The following is a 21,733-nucleotide window of genomic DNA, read 5'->3' as shown; positions in this document are numbered from 1 at the left end:
CCGCACATGAGCACGCGTCCGCTCGCCATCTTCGGCGGCACCTTCGATCCCATCCATATCGGCCATCTCACCGTGGCTTGGGAGGCGGCGGAGTTGCTGGATGCGGAAGTGCGGCTGATGCCGGCGAACGTGCCGCCGCACCGGTCGCCGCCGCTGGCCTCGGCTGCCGAGCGCGTGGCGATGCTGCGCGCGGCCCTGGCCGGGCAGTCGCGGCTGGTGCTGGACGCGCGCGAGCTGGAACGCGACGGCCCGTCGTACACCGTCGACACCTTGCACGAGCTGCGCGCGGAGCAGGGCGCGCGGCCGCTGGTGCTGCTGCTCGGCGCCGACGCCTTTGCGGGCCTGCCGACCTGGAACCGCTGGCGCGAGTTGTTCGACTTCGCGCATGTCGGCGTGTTGAGCCGGCCCGGCGCGGAGGTCGCGCGACCCGCGGTGCTGGCGGAGGAAGTCGCTGCTCGCCGCGTTGACAACGTGGCGGCGCTGCATGCGGAGCCCTGCGGCAAACTGGTCGAGCTCGCGGTGACGCCGCTGGAGGTCTCCGCCACCCGCATTCGCGAATTGCTCGCCGCGGGGCGTGATCCGCGCTATCTGTTGCCGGCAGGGTTGTTCGACGATCCGGTGCTGTTGGCGCCTTATCGTCGCTGAAGCGGTTTTGCTGGATGCAAGGCGGTTTCGAGCGCCTGGCGGCGCCCGAGTTAGTTTTCTCCGCGGGGCCAGAGAAAAGTAACCAAAAGAGAGGCCACCCCGATGGCGCGCCCTTCGGGCATCCTGCCTTCCGGGTGCGCGGGTGGGCTGCGGGGTTTTTCGACGGGACTCCTGTCCCGGCGAAAAACTGGCCCGCATCCCTGCGGGCCATCCTGCGGACTTTCCTTCGCCCACCCGCCGCGCCATAGGGGCCCCGGGTAGAGCAGCGCGCTCCCAGCGCGCAGAAGCAACAGCAGCAGCCACGAGCTTGCGGCGTCTTGGTTTCTGGCGTGCACGATGCGCGTCACCCCGTCCGCGCCACGAACCGCAACGCCACCGAGTTCATGCAGTAGCGCAACCCGGTCGGCGGCGGGCCGTCGTCGAACACGTGGCCGAGGTGGCTGTCGCAGCCGGCGCAGCTGATGGCGATGCGTTCCATGCCGAACTGGTCGTCGCGGCTTTCGATCACGTTCCGTTTCGCGATGAGCCGCCAGAAGCTGGGCCAGCCGGTGCCGGAGTCGAATTCGGTGGCGGCGTCGTAGAGCGCGGTGGCGCAGGCGATGCAGCGGAAGATGCCGGCTTGCGCCGAGCGTTCGTGCGGTCCGCTGAAGGCGCGCTCGGTGCCGTCGCGGCGCATCACCTCGTAGGCCAGGGGCGAGAGGCGCGAGCGCCATTGCGCGTCGCTGAGCACCAGCCGGTGCACCTTGCAGGCGCCGAGGTCGCGGCCGTCGTCGGCGTAGCACTCCAGCAGCGCGTCGCCGGGCATGCCGTGGACCAGTGCAGGCAAGCCGCCTTCGGCGCCGGCGGCGAGCAGGCGGGGCAGGGCGAAGCTGCCGCCGGCCGCGAGCAGGGCGCCGCCACTCAACGCGGCGCGCAGGAAACGGCGGCGATCCATCGCGAGGGTTTCGTCGATGCGGGACATGGCCAACCTCCAACGCTGATGTACACGAAGGGTTCGCATGTGTTCGCGGCACATGGCATGTGCCGCATGCCGCATGCGATCAAGTACGTCGTGCTTGATCGGCGGAGGCGGGTCCGGACATGCGCCGGACCCGCCGAGCCGGGTATCCAGGAAGCTCAGCCGAACGTGAACGCGTAGGCGCGCACGCCGGGATCGAGGAAGGTGATGGTGAACGTGCGTTCGCCGGTGCCGTGGGCCTGGCGCACCAGCTGGTACAGGCGCTGCGCGGTGACCGTGCCGTTGCCATCCGCGTCGGTGTCCATGCCGTGGTCGGCACCGGGCGCCTGGCCATCCAGCGTGACGCGGAAGCGCACCGGCTTGCCGTCGCTGCCGGGGCCCAGCACCAGGTGCAGGTCGCGGCCGCGGAAGCGGTAGGTGATGCTGCCGTCGGCGGCGTCCAGCGTGGCGTCCTGCGCATGCACGGTCCAGCGTCCGGCCAGCCCCCACTGGTTGGTGGCCAGCGTGGCGGGCGCGCGGTAGCCGAACGCGTCGTCGTGCGCGACCTGGCCGCTGGCGAAGTGGTCGGCGCGCGCGTAGCCCACGTAGGTTTCCGGCGAACGGTCGTAGTCGCCCGAACTGGCCGCCTCGGCGCCCTTCGCGCCGGGTTGCACGTAGCCGCCGGGGAGGTCCTTGTAGCCCGCCTCGGTGAGCAGCTGGCGGATCACGTCTTCGTCTTCGGCATAGCCGCCTTCGCCGAAGCTGTGGTGGCGGATGCGGCCCTGCGCGTCGATGAAGTATTCCGCCGGCCAGTATTCGTTGTTGAAGCCCTGCCAGATCGCATAGTCCGGATCCAGCGCCACAGGATAGCGCACGCCCAGCCGCTGCACCGCCGCGGCCACGTTGGCCGGATCCTTCTCGAACGCGAATTCGGGCGAGTGCACGCCGATGATGACCAGGCCGTGGTCCTTGTACTTGTCGTGCCAGGCTTCGACGAAGGGCAGCGAGCGCAGGCAGTTGATGCAGGAGTAGGTCCAGAAATCCACCAGCACCACCTTGCCGTGCAGCGCGGCGGGCGTGAGCGGCGTGCTGTTGAGCCAGCCGGTGGCGCCGGCCAGCGACGGCAGCGTGCCTTCCACCGGCAACGCCTCGCCGGGCTTCGGCGCGGGTGCCGCCACGGCGGCGGGCATCGGGCGCACGGCGTCGATCAGCTTCTGCTCGATGCGGTTGGTACTGGCCAGCGAGACGCGGGTGAGCACGCCGGTGTCCACGCCCGAGGCGATGGCGGCCACCCCGGCCAGCACCAGCGCGCCCAGCGCGCGGCGCACCCACTGGCCCGCGCCCAGCGAGCGCTTCATCAGCGCGAACACCTTGCCGCCGACCGCCAGCGCCAGTGCCAGCGAGGTGGCCGCGCCCAGCGCATAGGTGAGCAGCAGCAGGGTGGTGGTCACGCTGGCGCCCTTGAGCGCCGCGCCGGTCAGCAGCAGGCCGAGGATCGGCCCCGCGCACGGTGCCCACAGCAGGCCGGTGGCGATGCCCAGGCCCACCGCGCCCCAGATCGACTCGTGCTCACCGTCACTGTGCTGCGACAGCCGGTTGCCCAGTGCCACGAACGGCCGCGTCAGCCACTCGGCGACATGGCTGGAAAGCAGGGTGAGGCCGAGCAGGGCCAGCACCACCAGCGCCACGGCGCGGCCGTACTGGTTCGCGTGCACCGCCCAGCCGCCGCCCACCGCCGCCAGCGTGGCGACCAGGGCGAAGGTGGCGGCCATGCCGATCAGCATCGGCAGGCCGCTCTTCAGGAACGGGCGGTCGGCGCGGGCGAACACGAAGGGCAGCACCGGCAGGATGCAGGGGCTGAGGATGGTGAGCACGCCGCCGAGGTAGGCAAGGATCAGCAGGAGCATGGTGGTGGTCCGGGCTTGGGATGTGCTGGTGATTCGCCGCCATGGCGCCGCCGGTTACATCGGCGGATGCGGGGTAACCCGGGTGGCGGATGCGGCGAATCACCCGGCGGAACCCTTGCACAGGACAATACGCCCTTGACCGCGGATGGCAGCTTGGTATGGGATGGGGGCTTCGCCCCGCCACCGGATTGCCGCGCCCCCGTGTCCGCCGAACCTGCCAGTGCCAGTGAACAGGCCGACCACCGGCGTGCCGCGTGGATGGCGGCCGCGCAGGCGGGTGACCGGCGCGCCTACGAGCGCGTGCTGGCGGATTCGGTGGCGTTGATCCGTGCGGTGGCGCGGCGGCAGGGGGTGGCGACGGATGCGCTGGACGACGTGGTGCAGGAGACCCTGCTCACCGTGCACCGCGTGCGCCACACCTACGACCCGACGCGCTCGTACGATGCGTGGCTGGGCGCGATCGCCGGCCGCCGTGCGATCGACGCGTTGCGCAGCCGCGGCCGGCGCGATCGCCGCGAGCTGCACGACGAGGTCGCGCTGGACCGGCAGCCGGATCGCGACGACGCCAGTGCGGATGCCGAACGCCGCCAGCAGGCGCGGCAGTTGCGCGACGCGATCGCGCAGCTGCCGCCCGGCCAGCGCGAGGCAGTGGAACAGCTGGGCCTGCGCGAGCAGTCGCTGGCCGAGGCCGCCGCGCAGACCGGCCGCAACGCCGGCGCACTGAAAGTGAACCTGCACCGCGCACTGAAGGCCTTGCGCGGCCGCCTGCATGGAGAAGACTGAGTCATGGCCGATCCGCGTTCCAACGACAGCCTGATTGCCGCGCTCAGCGCCGAGCTGGTGCCGGTACGGCGCCTGCTGCCGCCGTGGCTGCGCACCGTGGGCTGGCTGGCGCTGGTGGCGACGTTTGCGGTGCTGCTGTTCGCGCACTATGGCGATGAACCCATGCTGCGTCGCTGGGCCGGTGCGCCGGATCTCGCGTGGGCCGCGCTGGGCGCGGCGGTTACCGCGATCACCGCGGCCTGGGCCGGGTTCGCGCTGGCCGTGCCGGGGCGTTCGCGCGCCTGGGCCTGGCTGCCGCTGCCGCCCGCGCTGCTGTGGATCGGCGCCAGCGGCCTGGGCTGCCTGCGCACCTGGCTGGCGCCCGGCACCAGCATTGCCACCGTGCATCAGTCGGCCGACTGCCTGGTCTTCATCATCGCCTTCTCGATTCCCCTGTCGGCGCTGCTGGTGTGGCTGCTGCGCCGCGCCTGTCCGTTGCGCCCGCTGCTGGCCGCGCTGCTGGTGGGCCTGGCCAGCGCCGCCGCCTCGGCCTGCCTGCTGGAGATATGCCACGCCTACGACGCGGCCGTCACCGACCTGCTCACGCATGCGCTGGCGGTAGGCATCGTGGTCGCGGCGAACGTGGCCATGGGCGGACGGCTGCTGTCGCGGCGTTGAAGTAACCGTTCGCGCGTTCGTGGCGAAGGAAGGAGCGGAAGCGCTGTGGCTGCTTCCGTCCCTTTCCTCACTCAAGGATCCACCCATGAACGCACGCACGCTTGCCGCCCTTGCGCTTTCCGCCGCCGTCGGCGCCTTCGCCTTTGCGCCCGCCTTCGCGCAGGACGCCATGCCCGCCAGTGCCGGCACGGCGATGTCGCACCAGGCCATGTCGTCCAAGGATGCGATGAAAGGCTCCATGCACAGGGACGACATGATGAAGAACGACGCGATGAAGCCTGGCGCGATGAAGTCCCGGGCCATGCAGCACGGGGACAAGATGAAGAAGGACGGCGCCATGAAGATGAAGCAGGACGCCGGTGGCGCCATGAGCAGCGGCGGCTGATGCCGCGGCGGCATGGCGGGTGCCGGCGCGTCCGCCATGCCGCGCTTCATGCCGCATGGACGCGACAGGTCGATAATGGCGGGGCTTTTCGCAACGGATGACGTGCATGGCCTCGCTGGCAGAACGGTTCGGCATCGAACTCCCGCTGGTCCAGGCGCCGATGGCCGGCGCCACCACGCCGGAGCTGGTCGCCGCGGTATCGAACGCCGGCGGCCTGGGTTCGCTGGGCGCGGGTTATACCGAGCCGCAGGCCATCCTCGACCAGGCGGCACGGGTTCGCGCGCTGACGGACAGGCCGTTCGCACTGAACCTGTTCGTGCTGCCCGACGATTTCGCTCCCGACATGGCCGCGGTGGCGCGGGCACGCGAGCGCCTTGATGCATTGATGGAGCGCGAAGGCCTGGCCGCGCGCAGCACCGTGCCGGCGCGCTGGGCGCCGCGCTACTCCGAACAGTTCGCCGCGCTGTGCGAGGCGCGGCCCGCGCTGGCCAGCTTCGCGTTCGGCCTGCCCACGCCCGCGCAGATGCAGGAACTCAGGCGGCGCGACATCCGCGTGATCGGCACCGCCACCACGGCGGCGGAGGCGCGCGCCTGGGCCGAGCATGGCGCCGACGCGGTATGCGTGCAGGGCGCCGAGGCCGGCGGCCACCGCGGCGGCTTCCTGCACGCGGGCGAAACGCCGCTGGTCGGCCTGTTCGCCCTGGTCCCGCTGGCCGTGCAGGCGGTTGCGGCCAGCGGCCGCGGGATTCCGGTGATCGCCGCGGGGGGCATCATGGACGGCGCCGGCATGCTCGCCGCCGAAGTGCTGGGTGCCGCGGCCAGCCAGCTCGGCACGGCCTTCCTCGCCTGCCCGGAATCGTCCGCGACGGCGGCGTGGAAGCACGACCTGGCGAGCGCAGAGGATCATCGCATCGCCACCATCCGCAGCTTCTCCGGCCGCGCCGCGCGCGGCCTGCGCAATCGTTACGTCGAGGCGATGGAAGATGCGGCGGACGAGCTGCCGCCCTATCCCGTGCTCAACGCGCTGACCGCGCCGCTGCGGCGCGCGGCCGCCGCGGCCGGCCGCGCCGACCTCATCTCCGAATGGTGCGGCCAGGCCGCCGCCCTGGCGCGCCCGCAGCCCGCCGCCGAACTGGTGGCGCGGCTGATGCACGAATACCGGCTGGCACGGCGGGCACTGGCGCATTGACTTGTGCCAGAGCATCCCTTGCGCCACGGGCGTTATACTGCCGCCGCGCCGCTCAGGCGCGTGATTCCGCACCGAGGCTCCCCCATCTTGAGCACTAGCCGCAAGACCAAGGCCGACTCCACGGCCGAACTGCGCAAGACCGTCGTCGCCGCGCTGGAAGAACTGAAGGCCAAGGACGTCCGCGAGATCGACGTCCGCGGCAAGACCTCCATCGCCGACCTGCTGGTGATCGCCTCCGGCACCTCCGCGCGCCATGTCAAATCCATCGCCGACGAAGTGGTGAAGTTCGCCAAGAAGGCGGGCGTGATGCCGCTGGGCGTGGAAGGCGAGCAGGAAGCCGAATGGGTGCTGGTGGACCTGGGCGACGTGATCGTCCACGTGATGCTGCCGCGCATCCGCGAGTTCTACGGCCTGGAGCGGCTGTGGACGGTAGGCGACCGCGAGCCGGACGCCGGCGCCGCGAGCGCGGGGTGAGCACTGGCTGGGCTTTACCCTCTCCCCAAGGGGGAGAAGGTTGGTTTCCTCCCTCTCCCCCTTGGGGAGAGGGTCAGGGTGAGGGGCCAACCTCGCGACGAACCGGCAACGAAGCGAAGCGCCGCCTTGCCGTATCCCATCGCGAGCCCCGACCCCTCACCTCAATCCTCTCCCCGCCGGGGAGAGGAGGCGAACGCAGGCGCTGCGCGCCGGCTTTTCCCGTTGAACCGCGATCATGCGCGCGCGCCTGATCGCGGTTGGCGAACGCATGCCTTCGTGGGTGGCGGAGGGCCTTGCCGAATACCGCAAGCGCCTTTCGCACGAATTGCCGCTGGAACTGGTCGAACTGAAGCCCGGCGCGCGCGGCAAGGGCCGCGATGACGCGAAGGCGATGCAAGACGAGGGCGCCGCGATCCTCGCCGCGCTGCCGCGCGATACGCACGTGGTCGCGCTGGACGGCGGCGGCAAGGCCTGGTCCAGCGAGGAACTGGCCGGGCAGCTGAAGGCATGGCGCATGGCCGGCCGCGACCTGGCCTTCCTGATCGGCGGTCCCGACGGCCATGCGCCCGAGGTCCTCGTGCGTGCCGACCAGCGCTGGTCGCTGGGCCCGCTGACCCTGCCGCACATGCTGGTGCGGCTGGTGCTGGCCGAACAGCTCTATCGCGCCGCTACCATCGTGGCGGGGCATCCCTACCACCGCGCCTGAAGCCGGCGCCGGAGCATCGTGCGAAGCCGGAGGAAAAGCCCATGTCGTTCGAGATACGCCGCGCCACGTTCCACGACATCGATGCGCTGGTGCCGCTGTTCGACGGCTACCGACGGTTCTACGGCAAGCCGTCCGACGAGGCGGGGGCGCGCGAATTCCTCACCGCCCGCCTGCGCCTCAACGAATCGATGATCCTGCTGGCGCACGATGCGCACCGCGCGGCATTGGGCTTCACCCAGCTCTATCCGCTGTTCTCCTCGGTGCGCATGGTGCGCACCTGGCTGCTCAACGACCTGTTCGTGGCCGCCGCGGCACGGCGGCAAGGCGTCGCGAAGGCCTTGCTGGAAGCTGCCGCCACGCAGGCGCGGAACCAGGGCGCGGCCAGCCTCTCGCTCTCCACCGCGCACGACAACCTGGCCGCGCAGGCGCTGTACGAATCGCTGGGCTGGCAGCGCGATACGCAGTTCCGCGAATACAGCCTCACGCTCTGAGGGGGCGCGCGCATGCTCCATCTCGCCTCGCAATCGCCGCGCCGCCGCGAACTGCTGACCCAGCTCGGCGTGGCGTTCCGGGTGGTCGACGTGGACGTGCCCGAGCTGCGCGCCGCGCAGGAATCGCCGCTGGAGTACGTGAGCCGGGTCGCCCGCGACAAGGCGCGCGCCGGCCTGGTCGCACTGGCCGGTGGTGCCGATGCGCAGGTGCTGGGGGCCGACACCGAAGTGGTGCTGGACGACGAGGTGTTCGGCAAGCCGCGCGACGCGAGCGATGCGGCGGCGATGCTGCGGCGCCTGTCCGCCCGCACGCATGCGGTGGTCTCGGTCGTGTGGCTGGTCGACGCGCGCGGCGAGCGCAGCGCCAGCTCCGTGTCGCGGGTGCGTTTCGCGGAACTCGACGAGGCTGCGATCGCTGCCTATGTCGCCACCGGCGAATCCTTCGGCAAGGCCGGCGCCTACGCGATCCAGGGCCGCGGCGCGGCCCTGGTCGAGCATCTGGAAGGCAGCTATTCCGGCGTGATGGGCTTGCCGCTGTTCGAGACGGCGCGGCTCCTGCGCGAGGGCGGCGCCCCCGGCTGAATCCGTCACTGATGGGCCAGCGACACGAACAGCGCCAGCATCGCCAGCAGGTTGTTGATGGCGTGGGCGAGCACCGCCGGCCACAGCGAGCCCGAGCGCAGCCGCAGCCACGCCAGTACCACGCCGAGCAGCGCGAGGTTGGGCAGCGCGTACCACAGCCAGTGCAGGTCGGGCAGGTGCACCAGGGCGAACAGGGCGGCACTGGCCAGCACCGCCCAGGCGGTGCGCAGGTGGCGCAGCAGGGCGGACAGCAGCACGCCGCGGAACAGCAGTTCCTCCACCAGCGGGCCGATGCTCGCCACTACCAGCGTAAGCGCGATGCGGAAGCCGGTACTGGCGCCCTCGCCCAGCTGCTTCACGTCCTGCGGCACGGCATGGCCGTGTGCCAGCAGCTCGGTGAGCTTGCCGCCGAGCAGGGGCACCACCAGCCCCAGCGCCACCGCGGCGACGCAGTACGCAGCCGCGGGCGCGGCAAAACCGAAGCCGGGCGGCACGGCCTGCGACCACAGCCGTGGCCAGCGTGCTCGCACTGCCCACAGCGCGCCCAGTGCGGCACCGAGCAGGGTGACGATCACCACCATGCTGCTGGCGTCCGGTCGCGTCAGCAGCGCGACCGGATCGGCGGCCGTGGCACCGTGCAGGAGGCGATAGCCGAAACCCAGCAGCAGCGCCGTGGCGAAGCCCACCACCACCTGCAGCACGAAGTACAGCGCGATCAGGCCCAGCGCGCCGCCGATGCCGGGCCACGGGGGCTGCGACGGAACGGCGAGGGCGGGCGGCAAGCTGTGGCGTGGTGCATCCATCGGACGAAGAACCCGGGCGCCTGACGGACGGCATCGCCGGAACGCGCGGCGCCGCGCTCCGATGCGCCATCTTGGCGGCCCCGCACGAACAGGCGCAATCCTCCCTTCGGCAGGGGCAGGCTTGCGGCGACCGGATCGGTGCTACGCTCTGGCGCAACCTGGTGACGCGGCCACGTGGCGGCGTCCAGCGTAAGGGCGGCTTGCGCTGCAAGGGAGGGGCAGTGAACGAGGATCAAGTGCGCAGCGCGCCCGAGCGCCTGCGAGCGGTCACCGAGTTTCCCGAAATCTTCTTCGAGCGGGTGCTGGCCGACGGCAGCCTGCAGCCGGGCAGCGCCGTGCTGGACCTGCACTGCGGCGGCAGCAACATCGCGCGCGGTTTGGCCATGCGTGGCTGCGTGCTCACCGGCGTCGACCATTCCGCGCCCCTGCTGGCCCATGCCGCCGAACTCGACCGGCTCGCCGGCGTGACGGTGAAGCAATGGCGGGCGCGGGTGGAGAACGCGGATTTTCCGGCCGCCTCGTTCGACGCGATCACCGCCGGCCAGTGCTGGCAGGCCTGCGAGCGGCCGCGCACGCTGGCGTTGGCGCGTGGCTGGCTGCGCCCCGGCGGGCACCTGCTGATCGCGCAGTACGAATGGCTGCCGCTGGCCGGCAACGTGGTGCAGGACAGCGAGCGGCTGATCCTGGCCTGCAACCCGGGCTGGACGGCGCACAGCGGCAGCGGGCTGCATCCGCTGTGGCTGAAGGAAGTGTCCGAGGCCGGTTTCGTCGACCTGCGCACCTGGTCGCTGGACATCGAGGTGTCCTGCAGCCATGCGGCCTGGCGCAAGCGCGTGCGGGCCAGCACCGGCGTGGCGGCGCTGAACGACGAGGCGCGGCTGCAGCGGCTGGACGTGGAGCTGATGGCGATGCTGGCCGGGCGCCACGCGAACGAGCCGATGGCCGTGCCTTACCGGCTGTGGGTGGTGAGCGCGGCGGCACCGGGCGAGCTGGCCTGAGATCCGGCGGCGCTTGCTATAGTGGCCTGCCCTGTCCGGGAGGACCACGGCGCCACGGCGCTTCCCCATGCTCGCATTCGACTGGCTGACCGATCCCGCCGCCTGGGCCGGTCTCCTCACCCTGGTGGTGCTGGAGATCGTGCTCGGCATCGACAACCTCGTCTTCGTCGCGATCCTCGCCGACAGGCTGCCTGCGCAGCAGCGCGACCGCGGCCGCCTGATGGGCCTCGGCCTCGCGCTGGTGATGCGCCTCATGCTGCTGGCGGCGATGTCCTGGCTGGTGCAGCTGACCGCGCCGATCCTCAGCTGGCACGGCGTCGCGCTGTCCTGGCGCGACATCATCCTGCTGCTGGGCGGCGCCTTCCTGCTGTTCAAGGCCACGCTGGAACTGCACGAGCGGCTGGAGGCCGGCGACGGGCATGGCGCCGGCGAGCGCGCCCGGGGACGCTTCTGGCTGGTGGTGGCGCAGATCGTGGCGCTGGACCTGGTGTTCTCGCTGGATTCGGTGATCACGGCGGTGGGCATGGTCGACCACCTCGCGGTGATGATGATCGCGGTGGTGATCGCGATGGTGCTGATGATCGGCGCCAGCAAGCCGCTCACCGCCTTCATCAACGCGCGGCCCACGGTGGTGATCCTGTGCCTGTCGTTCCTGCTGATGATCGGCTTCAGCCTGGTCGCCGAAGGCTTCGGGTTCCACATCCCGAAGGGGTATCTGTACGCGGCGATCGGCTTCTCGATCATGATCGAGGCGTTCAACCAGACCATGCGCCGCAACCGCCGGCGCGGCCTGTTCAGCAGTCCACGCAGCCTGCGCGACCGCACCGCGCAGGCGGTGCTGCGCCTGCTCGGCGCCGGCGGCGAGGACGAGGAGGATGCCGCCAGGGCCGCCGCGGCCACCGCCGAGAGCGGCGGCCCGGTGTTCGGCAAGGACGAGCTGGTGATGGTGCAGGGCGTGCTCGACCTGGCGCACCGGCCGGTGCGCTCGATCATGACCCCGCGCCCGGAGATCAGCTGGATCGATCCACGCGAGGACGCCGACAGGCTGCGCGCCGAGGTCACCGCCTCCAGCCATCACTGGCTGCCGGTCGCCGGCGACGATCTCGACCAGCTGATCGGCGTGGCCACTTCGCGCGACCTGCTGGCCAGCCTGCTGGAACACGGCCGCATCGACACCGGCAGCGTGGTGCGCAAGCCGATGAGCGTGCCGGAGTCGCTGAGCGTGCTGCGCCTGATCGACGCGTTCCGCCGCTCGCCGCTGCAGGTGGCGCTGGTGGTGGACGAGTACGGCAGCGTGCTTGGCCTGGTCACCCCGGCCGACGTGCTGGAGGTGATCGCCGGCGAGTTTCCCGACGAAGGCAGCGGCGACCCCGCCGCGGTGCAGGAGGGCGACGGCGCCTGGCTGCTGGACGGCAGCCTCGACCTGCGCCGGGTGGAACACCTGCTGGGTCACCGCCTGAGCGGCGACGACAGCTTTTCCAGCCTGGCCGGCTACGTGCTGCAGCAGCTGGGCCGGCTGCCTGCGGAAGGCGACCGTTTCACCAGCGAGGGCCTGCAGTTCGAGGTGGCGGCGATGGACGGCGCGCGCATCGGACGCCTGCGCGTGCTGCCCGCTCCTGGCGCTTGACGGCTCAGCCGCCCAGCAGCGCGCGCAGCGTGCCGAAGGCGGCCAGCAACAACACCGCGACCAGGGCCAGCGCACTCAGCGCGAAGCCGCCCTCGCGCTTGCTGGCTTCCTTGAGATAGGCCAACGCGTACCACACGCGGCCGAACACCCACACCAGGCCGGCCAGACCCGCCCAGCCGCCCAGGCCGAAGTGCGTGGCCAGCCACAGCAGGGGCAGGAACATCATGCAGGCTTCCAGCGTGTTCATCTGCACCCGGAACGCACGCTCGAAGTCCGGGTGGCCGCTGGTGGCCGGCGCCTTGATGCCGTAGCGCGCCCGCGCGCGCCCGACGGCGTACGCGGTGCCGGCCATCAGCAGCACGGCGAGCAGGACGACCAGGGCGGGCAGTTGCTGGAGCATGGCGCATCTCGTCCGGAGGAAGGCGCCACTGTAGCGGTTTGGTGCCGCGGCGGGTGAGGCGCTATCGTCGCCACGGGCATCGGCACGGGAGCGCGGACATGGACTGGCAGAAGGGCGAAAACAGCGACAATGTCGAGGAAGGCAGCGGCGGCGGTGGTGGCGGCTTTCGGCCCGGTGGAGTCCACCTCGGCCTGGGCGGCTTGCTGGTCCTCGTGGTGCTCAGCCTGATCTTCAAGCGCGACCTCATCACCCCCTTCCTCGGCGGCGCCGGCGACGGCGGGGTGCAGGCCAGTGGGCAAACGCAGCCGGTCCAGGCCGTCAGTTGCCAGAATCCCGCCAGCGAACAGATCTCGTTCGCCTGCCACATCATGGGGTCGACCGAGAAAACCTGGGGCGATTATTTCGCTGCGATGGGCCGGACCTATGCCGACCCCAAGCTGCATCTGTTCCAGGGCCAGGTGGCGACCGCGTGCGGCGCCGCCTCCACTGCGGTGGGGCCGTTCTATTGCCCGGGAGACCGCAAGGTCTACCTCGACCTGGGCTTCTTCCAGGAGTTGCAGGACCGCTTCCACGCTTCCGGCGATTTCGCGCGTGCCTACGTGATCGCGCACGAAGTCGGCCACCACGTGCAGGACCTGCTCGGCGTCTTCGACAAGGTGCGGCAACTCCAGCAGCAGGGCTATCCGATGGACGGGGCCGATGGCCTGTCCGTGCGGCAGGAACTGCAGGCCGACTGCTTCGCCGGCGTGTGGGCCAACCGCACGCAGCAGCGCCTGGCCTGGCTGAAGCCCGGCGACGTGGAGTCCGCGCTCAACGCGGCCAGCGCGGTAGGCGATGACACGTTGCAGCAGGAAACCCGCGGCACGGTGATGCCCGACACCTTCACCCACGGCACCTCGGCGCAGCGCGTGAAGTGGTTCAAGGCCGGCATGGCCAGCGGCGACGTCCAGAGCTGCAACACTTTCGCGGGCGAGCCCTGAGATCGCCAAACCGTTTGCCCAGAGCGCAGGCCGCAAGGCCGGAATCGAAGGGCCTTGGGCGTGGTGCGTTGCGCGCCTTTCGACTTCCTCGCTGCTCAAAGCTGCGGCCATCCTTGGCCGCTCCCCGCGTGCGCTGCGCTACGCTCAAGGCGAACGGTGATGGCACCATCTTCCGTGCAGCACCGGCCGGCCCTAGAATCCCTGCGCCGCGCGCCTCGGGGTGCGCTTTCGCCGGCCTGCATGAGCCATCCCTGCCTGAGTTGCGGCGCCTGCTGCGCCCATTTCCGCATCGCCTTCCACTGGTCCGAGACCGACCCTTCCCTGGGCGGCACGGTGCCCGTCGAACTCACCGAAAAACTCGACCCGCACCGCGTGGGGATGCGCGGCACGCAGTCGCCGCCGATGCGCTGCGTGGCGCTGGTGGGCGAGATCGGCAAGGCCGCGCACTGCGGCATCCACCCGATCAAGCCCTCGGTGTGCCGCGAGGTGGAGCCGTCCTGGGAATTCGGCCGGCACAGCCCGCAGTGCGACAAGGGTCGCATCGCCCATGGCCTGCGTCCGCTGACGCCCGGGGACTGGATCGATCCCCCGGGTTCGAACCACGCGCCCTTGCCGAAGAGCGCCTAGACGTCCGGACACCTAGTGCGCGTCGCTGCGCAGCTACCTCGGCATCCGCAGCGTGCGGCACGTGCGGGGCAGGGATGCGCGGGCCGTCACCGAGGAGGTGATGGCATGAACCGGCGCATCGTCCATGCGGCATGCGCGTTGCTGGTCTTCGGCGGCGGGCTGGCGGCGGCTGCCGCCGCGCCGGCGGCGAACCGGATCGAGATCCGCAACTTCATGTTCATGCCGAAGACGCTGACTGTGCCGGTCGGCGCGGAGGTGACCTGGATCAACCGCGACGAGGAGCCGCACACCGTGGTCAGTGCGAACGGGCAGTTCGCGCCGTCGAAGGCGCTGGACAGCAACGACCGCTACGTGACCCGCTTCAGCAAGCCGGGCACCTATACCTACTACTGCACGGTGCATCCGTTCATGACCGGCACGGTCGTCGTCAAGTGACGGCGTCCGCGTCGTCGAAACGGTAGATGTCCATCGCTAGGAAGCCGAGGTCGATGCCGGCGTCGATGCGTTGCGCGCGAGCGCCGTCGCCGGCCGCGCCCAGTGCGAAGAACAGCGGCAGCAGGTGCTCGTCGGTGGGATGCGCGCGTTGGGCGAACGGCGCCTGGCGGCGGTAGTCGAGCAGGGTGTCGGTGTCGCCCGCGGCGAGTTTCTGCTCGATCCAGGCGGTGAACGGGCGCACGTAGGGCGCCTCGCGCTCCACGCCGTAGCCGGCGCGGAAGTCGTGCAGGTTGTGGGTGATGCTGCCCGAGCCGATCAGCAGCACGCCTTGCCCGCGCAGCGGCGCCAGCGCGCGGCCCAGGGCGTACTGGTGCGCCGGACCGAGCCCAGGCTGGATGGAAACCGGCACCACCGGAATGTCGGCCGCGGGATAGAGCAGGCGCAGCGGCACCCAGGCGCCGTGGTCCAGCCCGCGTTGTGGATCGAGCCGCGGCGCAAGGCCGGCATGGTCGAGCAGTTCCGTCACGTGGGCCGCGAGCGCCGGTGCGCCGGGTGCGGGATAACGCAGCTCGTACAGCTCGCGCGGGAAGCCATGGAAGTCATGGATGGTTTGCGGCTGCGCCGCGCCGCCCACCAGCGGCGTGTGCGCCAGCCAGTGCGCGCTGGCGATCACGATGGCGGTGGGGCGCGGCATCGCCTGCGCCAGTTCCGCCAGGCGCGCGCCGGTGGCGCCGGGCTGCAGCGCGGTCATCGGCGAACCGTGGGAGATGTACAGGCTGGGCAGGGTGGGCATGACGGGTTGCCTCGCGGGGAACCTGCCCAAGATAGGGGTGTTTGCGCGGTTTGCAGCGGCGGCAGGGGCGAACGCTGCGTTGCCGTGTGGCAACGATGAAAAGGGGCGTGGCTCCGCTTGCGAACGCCGGGCCCGGTATCGGCGGAGACGTCATCCCGGCCTTCACCGGAATGGCGGACACCGGCTACTTGTGCCGCGGCGGCTTGCCGTCGTGCGCGTGCGGCTTGCGCGCACCGGGCTTGAAGCCGGCGTTCTTGCGGAAGGCGCCGGGGCGGCGCGCGGGGTGCGTGCCATGCTCGCCGGCATCGTCGTCCTTGCCGTCCCATTCGCGGATGTTCAGCTGCTGGCGCGCCACCCACACCTTTTTCAGGTGCGCGAAGATTTCCTTGGGCATGCCTTCGGGCAGGTCGATCAGGCTGTGGTCGCCGCGGATGCTGAGGCGGCCGATGTACTGGCTGTCCAGCCCCGCCTCGTTGGCGATCGCGCCGATGATGTTGCCGGGCTTCACGCCGTGGTCGTGGCCCACGTCGATTCGGTAGGTGAGCTTGCCGGCTTCCGTGGAGTGCGGGCGTGGCGCAGGGGAAGCGGCGCGCGGACGGCCCTGATCCCGGTGTTCGCGCTCGGCGCGCTCGCGGTGCTGGGCGCGCTCGGGCTTGTCTTGGTGCCCGGCCTGCTCGCGCGGCGCGTATTCGCGCTTCGGCGGCGGCGCCAGCAGCAGCGGGCGCTCGCCCTGCGCAATGTGCGCCAGCGCGGCGGCGATCTCGACGGCGGGGATGTCGTGCTCCTGTTCGTACTGCTCGATGAGCTGGCGGAACAGGTCGAGTTCGCCCATCGCCAGCGTGTCGCTGATGCGCTGCTTGAACTTGGCGATGCGCTGGTCGTTCACGGCTTCCACCGTGGGCAGCTTCATCTCGTCGATCTTCTGCCGGGTGGCGCGTTCGATCGCGCGCAGCATGCCCTTCTCGCGCGGCGTGACGAACAGGATCGCCTCGCCGCTGCGGCCCGCGCGGCCGGTGCGGCCGATGCGGTGCACGTAGCTCTCGGTGTCGTAGGGGATGTCGTAGTTCAGCACGTGGCTGATGCGCTCCACGTCCAGGCCGCGCGCGGCCACGTCGGTGGCGACCAGGATGTCGAGCTTGCCGTCCTTCAGCTGCTGGATCACCCGCTCGCGCTGTGGCTGGGCGATGTCGCCGTTGATCGCGGCGGCGGCGAGGCCGCGCGCCTGCAGCTTCTCGGCCAGTTCCTCGGTGGCCTGCTTGGTGCGCGCGAACACGATCATCGCGTCGAACGGCTCGGCCTCGAGGATGCGCGTCATCGCGTCCAGCTTGTGCAGGCCGCTGACGAACCAGAAGCGCTGGCGGATGTTCGCCGCGGTGGTGGTGGCCGCCTTGATGGCGATCTCCACCGGCTCCTTCAGGTGCCGCTGCGCGATCTTGCGGATCGGCGCGGGCATGGTGGCGGAGAACAGCGCCACCTGGCGGGTGGGCGGTGTCGCCTCCAGCACCTTCTCCACGTCGTCGACGAAGCCCATGCGCAGCATCTCGTCGGCTTCGTCGAGCACCAGGTACTTCAGCTCGGAAAGATCCAGCGTGCCCTTGTCCAGATGGTCGATCACGCGGCCCGGCGTGCCGACCACGACCTGCACGCCGCGGCGCAGCGCGTGCAGCTGCGGGCCGTAGCTCTGCCCGCCGTAGATCGGCAGCACCTGCAGGCCGGGCAGGTGCGCGGCGTAGCGCTGGAACGCCTCGGCCACCTGGATCGCCAGCTCGCGCGTGGGCGCCAGCACCAGCGCCTGCGGCTTGCCGGGCTTGAGGTCGATGCGCGAGAGGATCGGCAGCGCGAACGCGGCGGTCTTGCCGGTGCCGGTCTGCGCCTGGCCCAGCACGTCGCGGCCTTCCAGCAGCGGCGGGATGGTGGCGGCCTGGATCGGCGAGGGCGCTTCGTAGCCCACGTCGGCCAGCGCTTTCTGCACCTCGGGCGAAAGCGCAAGCGCGCCGAAGCCGGCGGAGGCCGGGGCGGAATCGGGAGACGGGGCGGACATGGAGAACCTCGGGGTGGCACGCGCGGCGGCATGCGGGAGAATGGCCGTATTGTAACAGTCCGCACGCCATCCATCGGGAGACGAACATGCAGAACCGTCTGAAAGACCGCATTGCGCTGGTGACCGGCGCCTCCTCCGGCATCGGCGAGGCCACCGCGCTGGAACTGGCCCGGCAGGGCGCCAGGGTGGCGATTGCCGCTCGTCGCCGCGAGCGGCTGGATGCGCTGGCGAAGGAGCTGGCCGCGCTCGGCGCCGAGCCGCTGGTGCTGGTGGCCGACCTCGCCGACGAGGCCGATGCGCAGCGCATCGTGCACGAGACCGAGCAGCGGTTCGGCCGTCTGGACATCCTCGTCAACAACGCCGGCGTGATGTACCTGGAGCCGATCGCCGAGGCCGACCTCGGCCGCTGGCGGCACATGCTGGAACTCAACGTGCTGGGCCTGATCGCCGCCACGCAGGCGGCGCTGGCCGGCATGCGTGCGCGGCGCGAGGGCCACATCGTCAACGTCTCCTCCACCGCCGGCCGCATCGCCAACCCGAACGCGGGCGGCTACGCGGCCACCAAGTTCGGCGTGGTGGCGTTCTCCGAAGCGCTGCGGCGCGAGGTGTACAAGGACAACATCCGCGTCAGCGTGATCGAACCGGGCGCGGTGGCCACCGAGTTGCGCGAGCACATCGGCCATGCCGCGACCAAGGACGCGCTCAATGCCTGGGCCGACAGCATGCGCCAGTTGCAGAGCCGGGACATCGCGGAGGTGATCGCCTTCTGCGTGGGCCGGCCAGCACACGTCAACATCAACGAAGTGCTGGTGCGGCCGACCGACCAGGAGCGCTGAGGTGGGTTTTTCGCCGCGGCTGCACACCGAACGCACGCGCATCCGCCTCGCCGGGGAGGCGGATGCGCCGGCGCTGCTGCGTTACCGCGTGGCGAACCGCGCGCATCTCGCACCGTGGGAACCGTTGCGCGAGGAGGCGTTCTACACGCTGGAGCATTGCGTGCAGGCCATCGCCGAGGGCCGCGAACATGCGCGGCTGGATCGTGGCTATCCGTTGCTGGTGTTCGATCCCGGGGAAACGGAAATCCTCGCCAGCTTCACCCTGGCCAACGTGGTGCGCGGCGCCTTCCAGGCCTGCCACCTCGGCTATGGCGCCGCGGCGCGCGCGCAAGGGCAGGGGTTGATGCACGAGGCCCTGCAGGCCGGCCTGGCCTGGGCCTTCGGCGAGCTGGACCTGCATCGCGTGATGGCGAACCACCTGCCGCGCAACGAACGCAGCGCACGCCTGCTGGCCAGGCTGGGCTTCGAGCGCGAGGGCTACGCGAAGGGCTACCTGCAGATCGCCGGCGTGTGGGAAGACCACGTGCTCACCGCCCTGGTGAGGCCGGAGGCGCCGTAGGAGCGCACCCCGCGCGCGAAGGCCCTGGCGCTTGATCGAAGCGGAAAGCCGTCGCGCACGGGGCGCGCTCCTGCACGAAGGCGCCGGTCAAGCCTTCGCGGCGGGGCGCGGGCGGCGATGGCGCTTGCGGTTGCCTGCGGCGTGTTCGCCGCTGCTCTTTTGGGCATGGCCGTGCGGGCGATGCGCCTGCGACGAACCCTGCGGGCGCTGCGACTGTCCGCCTTGCGAACGCTGCGGCGTACGCGACTGGCGCTGGCCTCCCTGCTTGGGGCGCGGTGCGCCGGCATCCAGGCGCAGCGGCGTGGAAGGCTCGAAGCCGGCCACGTTGTCGACGGCGATCTCGTCCTTGAGCAGCTTGCGGATGTCGCGCAGCAGGCCGGATTCGTCGTGGCTGACCAGCGACACCGCCATGCCTTCGCTGCCGGCGCGGCCGGTGCGGCCGATGCGGTGCACGTAGTCTTCGGCCACCATCGGCAGGTCGTAGTTGATCACCATCGGCAACTGGTCGATGTCGATGCCGCGCGCGGCGATGTCGGTGGCCACCAGCACGGTGATGCGGTTGTTCTTGAAATCGCCCAGCGCCTTGGTGCGTGCGTTCTGGCTCTTGTTGCCGTGGATCGCGGCGGCGCGCAGGCCGGCGTGTTCCAGGTACTTCACCAGCTTGTCGGCGCCGTGCTTGGTGCGGCTGAACACCAGGGTCTGGCGGCGGCTGTCCTGCGCCAGCACGTGCAGCAGCAGGTCGCGCTTGCGCTCGGCGTCCACCGGGTGCACGTGGTGGCTCACCGTGGCGGCCACGGTGTTCGGCGGGGTCACCGTGACCTCGCGCGGCTCGCGCATGAACTGCATCGCCAGCGCCTTGATCTCGGGCGCGAAGGTGGCGGAGAACAGCAGGGTCTGCCGCTGCTTCGGCACCGCGCCGAGGATGCGCTTCAGCGCCGGCAGGAAGCCCATGTCCAGCATGCGGTCGGCTTCGTCCAGCACCAGCGTCTCGACGCCGGAGAGGTCGAGCGTGCGCTGCTGCATGTGGTCGAGCAGGCGGCCGGGCGTGGCGATCACGATGTCCACGCCGCGGCGCAGCGCGTTGATCTGCGGGCCCATGCCGACGCCGCCGAAGATGGTGGTGGCGCTGACGCGCAGGTACTTGCCGTAGACCTGCGCGTTGTCGAGGATCTGCGCGGCCAGCTCGCGGGTGGGCGTGAGCACCAGCGCGCGCGGGCGGCGCGTCATGGTCGGGCCGGCATCGACGAGCTTGTGCAGCAGCGGCAGCGCGAACGCGGCGGTCTTGCCCGTGCCGGTCTGCGCGGCGGCGAGCAGGTCGTGGCCGGCCAGCACCAGCGGGATGGATGCGGCCTGCACCGGGGTAGGTTCGGCGTAGCCCTGTTCGGCAAGCGCACGCAGCAACGCGGGCGCGAGGCCCAGCGATTCGAAAGACATGAAAACACTCCTGTGCAACCCGGAGCGTTCATGCGGAACCGTGTTGCGATCTTGGGGGATGGGGGCAGCGAAGCCGCCAACGGCAGAGAGCCGTCCGGCGATTATAGCCGATATCGGTGCCGGCCGTCGGGTCGGGCGGCAAGGCGTTCCGGACAGGGCTGCCGCGAGGCCATGCTAGCCTGCGCCATCACTTTGCGGAGTGCCTGCCATGTCGTTGCTGTCGTCCCTGCGCGAGCTGAACCATGAGCAGCGCCACACCGTGCTGGCGAGCTTCCTCGGCTGGACGCTGGATGCGTTCGACTACTTCCTGCTCACCCTGGTGATCGTGGCCATCGCGAAGGAGTTCGACGTCGGCAATACCGAGGTCACCTTCGCGCTGACGCTGACCCTGGCGGCCCGGCCGCTGGGCGCACTGATCTTCGGGCGGTTGGCGGACCGTTACGGGCGGCGGCCGGTGCTGATGCTGGACGTGATCCTGTTCTCGCTGTTCGAGCTGGCCACCGCGTTCTCCACTTCGCTGGCGATGCTGCTGGTGCTGCGCTTCCTGTTCGGCGTGGCGATGGGCGGCGAATGGGGCATCGGCGCCTCGCTGGCGATGGAGGCCATCCCGCCGAAGTCGCGCGGGCTGGTCTCGGGCCTGCTGCAGAGCGGCTATCCCTGCGGCTTCTTCCTCGCCGCGCTGGTGAACTGGCTGCTGGTCGACGCGATCGGCTGGCGCGGCCTGTTCGTGGTCGGCACGCTGCCGGCGCTGCTGGTGCTGTACATCCGGCGCAAGGTGCCGGAGTCGCCCGTGTGGCAGGCGGGGCGGCACGCGCACGGCAAGGTTGGCGTGCGCGAGGCGATGCGCGGCCACTGGAAACTGTTCGCCTACATGATCGTGCTGATGTGTGCGTTCAATGCCTTCAGCCATGGCTCGCAGGACATGTACCACACCTTCGAGGAAGTGAACCTGCACCTGCCCACCGGCTCGGGCACGGCCTTCCTGCTGGTGGCGCTGCTCAACCTCGGCGCGCTGGCGGGCGGCCTGTTCTTCGGCGCGTGGTCGGAAAGGGCCGGGCGGCGTCGCGCGATGGTGGTGGCCGCGCTGCTGGCGATCCCGGTGATCCCGCTGTGGATGCACGGCGGCTCGCTGCTGCTGCTCGGCCTCGGCGCCTTCCTGATCCAGGTGATGGTGCAGGGCGCCTGGGGCGTGGTGCCTACCCATCTCAACGAACTGTCGCCCGATGCCGTGCGCGGCACCCTGCCGGGCTTCGCCTACCAGCTGGGCAACCTGCTCGCCGCCGGCACCGCCACTGCGCAGACCTGGCTGGCGCATCGCCACGGCGGCGATTTCGCCTGGGCGATGTCGTTGTGGATCGCGGTGGTGGCCGTGGTGCTGGCCGTGCTGGTGTGGCTGGGGCCGGAGGCGCGCGGGGTAGGCTTCGGCAGGTCGGGCTCCTGATAG

The 21,733-nt window shown here is 70.8% G+C and carries 24 protein-coding genes; 17 read left to right on the top strand and 7 right to left on the bottom strand.

The features are described from left to right. The first annotated feature begins 6 nt into the window (after positions 1–6). Positions 7–645 carry a nicotinate-nucleotide adenylyltransferase gene (nadD, locus tag ABQJ56_RS05350; protein WP_367843951.1) on the top strand — a complete coding sequence of 213 codons (639 nt, stop codon included), beginning with the start codon at positions 7–9 and terminating at the stop codon, positions 643–645. 343 nt (positions 646–988) lie between these two features. Here the strand turns inward: nadD and msrB are convergent, their stop codons facing one another. Beyond that, on the bottom strand, positions 989–1,606 hold the full coding sequence (gene msrB, locus ABQJ56_RS05345; protein WP_367843950.1) for a peptide-methionine (R)-S-oxide reductase MsrB: 618 nt from the start codon (positions 1,604–1,606) through the stop codon (positions 989–991). A gap of 155 nt (positions 1,607–1,761) precedes the next feature. Next, positions 1,762–3,489 carry a cytochrome c biogenesis protein DipZ gene (locus tag ABQJ56_RS05340; RefSeq protein ID WP_367843949.1) on the bottom strand — a complete coding sequence of 576 codons (1,728 nt, stop codon included), beginning with the start codon at positions 3,487–3,489 and terminating at the stop codon, positions 1,762–1,764. A 258-nt stretch (positions 3,490–3,747) separates the two neighbouring features. Here ABQJ56_RS05340 and ABQJ56_RS05335 point away from each other — a divergent pair, with 258 nt between their 5' ends. From ABQJ56_RS05335 to ABQJ56_RS05300, 8 genes are all read left to right on the top strand, one after another. Further along, complete coding sequence (locus ABQJ56_RS05335; protein ID WP_367844014.1) at positions 3,748–4,272, top strand: RNA polymerase sigma factor; 525 nt, start codon at positions 3,748–3,750, stop codon at positions 4,270–4,272. 3 nt (positions 4,273–4,275) lie between these two features. Next, a complete protein-coding gene (locus ABQJ56_RS05330; RefSeq protein WP_367843948.1) occupies positions 4,276–4,929 on the top strand; it encodes an NrsF family protein in 654 nt (217 codons plus the stop codon). A 19-nt stretch (positions 4,930–4,948) separates the two neighbouring features. Then, complete coding sequence (locus tag ABQJ56_RS05325) at positions 4,949–5,314, top strand: pentapeptide MXKDX repeat protein (RefSeq protein ID WP_367843947.1); 366 nt, start codon at positions 4,949–4,951, stop codon at positions 5,312–5,314. A 106-nt stretch (positions 5,315–5,420) separates the two neighbouring features. Then, complete coding sequence (locus tag ABQJ56_RS05320) at positions 5,421–6,503, top strand: NAD(P)H-dependent flavin oxidoreductase (protein ID WP_367843946.1); 1,083 nt, start codon at positions 5,421–5,423, stop codon at positions 6,501–6,503. 87 nt (positions 6,504–6,590) lie between these two features. Further along, positions 6,591–6,977, top strand: a complete 387-nt coding sequence (gene rsfS, locus ABQJ56_RS05315; protein WP_367843945.1) for a ribosome silencing factor — start codon at positions 6,591–6,593, stop codon at positions 6,975–6,977. 235 nt (positions 6,978–7,212) lie between these two features. Continuing rightward, on the top strand, positions 7,213–7,683 hold the full coding sequence (gene rlmH, locus ABQJ56_RS05310) for a 23S rRNA (pseudouridine(1915)-N(3))-methyltransferase RlmH (protein ID WP_367843944.1): 471 nt from the start codon (positions 7,213–7,215) through the stop codon (positions 7,681–7,683). Between the two features lie 41 nt (positions 7,684–7,724). Next, a complete protein-coding gene (locus ABQJ56_RS05305) occupies positions 7,725–8,174 on the top strand; it encodes a GNAT family N-acetyltransferase (protein WP_367843943.1) in 450 nt (149 codons plus the stop codon). A gap of 12 nt (positions 8,175–8,186) precedes the next feature. Further along, positions 8,187–8,756 carry a Maf family protein gene (locus tag ABQJ56_RS05300; protein WP_367843942.1) on the top strand — a complete coding sequence of 190 codons (570 nt, stop codon included), beginning with the start codon at positions 8,187–8,189 and terminating at the stop codon, positions 8,754–8,756. Positions 8,757–8,761: 5 nt separating this feature from the next. Here the strand turns inward: ABQJ56_RS05300 and ABQJ56_RS05295 are convergent, their stop codons facing one another. Beyond that, the gene (locus ABQJ56_RS05295; protein WP_367843941.1) at positions 8,762–9,559 is read right to left on the bottom strand and encodes a CPBP family intramembrane glutamic endopeptidase; all 798 of its coding nucleotides are present in this window, start codon (positions 9,557–9,559) and stop codon (positions 8,762–8,764) included. A 221-nt stretch (positions 9,560–9,780) separates the two neighbouring features. Here ABQJ56_RS05295 and ABQJ56_RS05290 point away from each other — a divergent pair, with 221 nt between their 5' ends. Both ABQJ56_RS05290 and ABQJ56_RS05285 read left to right on the top strand, forming a co-directional pair. Then, a complete protein-coding gene (locus ABQJ56_RS05290) occupies positions 9,781–10,557 on the top strand; it encodes a class I SAM-dependent methyltransferase (protein ID WP_367843940.1) in 777 nt (258 codons plus the stop codon). A gap of 67 nt (positions 10,558–10,624) precedes the next feature. Continuing rightward, complete coding sequence (locus tag ABQJ56_RS05285; protein WP_367843939.1) at positions 10,625–12,184, top strand: TerC family protein; 1,560 nt, start codon at positions 10,625–10,627, stop codon at positions 12,182–12,184. 4 nt (positions 12,185–12,188) lie between these two features. Here the strand turns inward: ABQJ56_RS05285 and ABQJ56_RS05280 are convergent, their stop codons facing one another. Then, on the bottom strand, positions 12,189–12,584 hold the full coding sequence (locus ABQJ56_RS05280; RefSeq protein WP_367843938.1) for an MAPEG family protein: 396 nt from the start codon (positions 12,582–12,584) through the stop codon (positions 12,189–12,191). 98 nt (positions 12,585–12,682) lie between these two features. Between ABQJ56_RS05280 and ypfJ the strand changes: the two genes are divergently transcribed. From ypfJ to ABQJ56_RS05265, 3 genes are all read left to right on the top strand, one after another. Further along, positions 12,683–13,564: a KPN_02809 family neutral zinc metallopeptidase gene (ypfJ, locus tag ABQJ56_RS05275; RefSeq protein WP_367843937.1), complete on the top strand. Its 882-nt coding sequence runs from the start codon at positions 12,683–12,685 to the stop codon at positions 13,562–13,564. A gap of 240 nt (positions 13,565–13,804) precedes the next feature. After that, a complete protein-coding gene (locus ABQJ56_RS05270) occupies positions 13,805–14,191 on the top strand; it encodes a YkgJ family cysteine cluster protein (protein ID WP_367843936.1) in 387 nt (128 codons plus the stop codon). Between the two features lie 105 nt (positions 14,192–14,296). Next, entirely contained in the window at positions 14,297–14,626 is a 330-nt protein-coding gene (locus ABQJ56_RS05265) for a cupredoxin domain-containing protein (RefSeq protein ID WP_367843935.1), read from the top strand. On the opposite strand, the gene ABQJ56_RS05260 is transcribed toward ABQJ56_RS05265, so the two are convergent. Next, positions 14,619–15,419 (bottom strand): dioxygenase family protein, encoded by an 801-nt coding sequence (locus ABQJ56_RS05260; RefSeq protein ID WP_367843934.1) that lies wholly within the window; start codon positions 15,417–15,419, stop codon positions 14,619–14,621. The genes ABQJ56_RS05265 and ABQJ56_RS05260 overlap by 8 nt on opposite strands. Before the next feature lie 184 nt (positions 15,420–15,603). After that, complete coding sequence (locus ABQJ56_RS05255; RefSeq protein WP_367843933.1) at positions 15,604–17,460, bottom strand: DEAD/DEAH box helicase; 1,857 nt, start codon at positions 17,458–17,460, stop codon at positions 15,604–15,606. 86 nt (positions 17,461–17,546) lie between these two features. On the opposite strand from ABQJ56_RS05255, the gene ABQJ56_RS05250 reads away from it, so the two are divergent. Together ABQJ56_RS05250 and ABQJ56_RS05245 are read left to right on the top strand one after the other, a co-directional pair. Beyond that, entirely contained in the window at positions 17,547–18,296 is a 750-nt protein-coding gene (locus ABQJ56_RS05250; RefSeq protein WP_367843932.1) for an SDR family NAD(P)-dependent oxidoreductase, read from the top strand. Between the two features lies 1 nt (position 18,297). Then, the gene (locus ABQJ56_RS05245; protein ID WP_367843931.1) at positions 18,298–18,855 is read left to right on the top strand and encodes a GNAT family N-acetyltransferase; all 558 of its coding nucleotides are present in this window, start codon (positions 18,298–18,300) and stop codon (positions 18,853–18,855) included. A gap of 87 nt (positions 18,856–18,942) precedes the next feature. On the opposite strand, the gene ABQJ56_RS05240 is transcribed toward ABQJ56_RS05245, so the two are convergent. Beyond that, complete coding sequence (locus tag ABQJ56_RS05240; protein ID WP_367843930.1) at positions 18,943–20,289, bottom strand: DEAD/DEAH box helicase; 1,347 nt, start codon at positions 20,287–20,289, stop codon at positions 18,943–18,945. A 208-nt stretch (positions 20,290–20,497) separates the two neighbouring features. On the opposite strand from ABQJ56_RS05240, the gene ABQJ56_RS05235 reads away from it, so the two are divergent. Beyond that, on the top strand, positions 20,498–21,730 hold the full coding sequence (locus ABQJ56_RS05235; RefSeq protein WP_367843929.1) for an MFS transporter: 1,233 nt from the start codon (positions 20,498–20,500) through the stop codon (positions 21,728–21,730). Positions 21,731–21,733: the final 3 nt, after the last annotated feature.

Origin of the sequence: Rhodanobacter geophilus, assembly GCF_040812275.1 — a bacterium.
GTDB classification, from domain to species: Bacteria; Pseudomonadota; Gammaproteobacteria; order Xanthomonadales; family Rhodanobacteraceae; genus Rhodanobacter_A; species Rhodanobacter_A geophilus.
The sequence above is the reverse complement of the archived record's forward strand: the minus strand, read 5'-3'. Positions and strand labels throughout refer to the sequence as shown.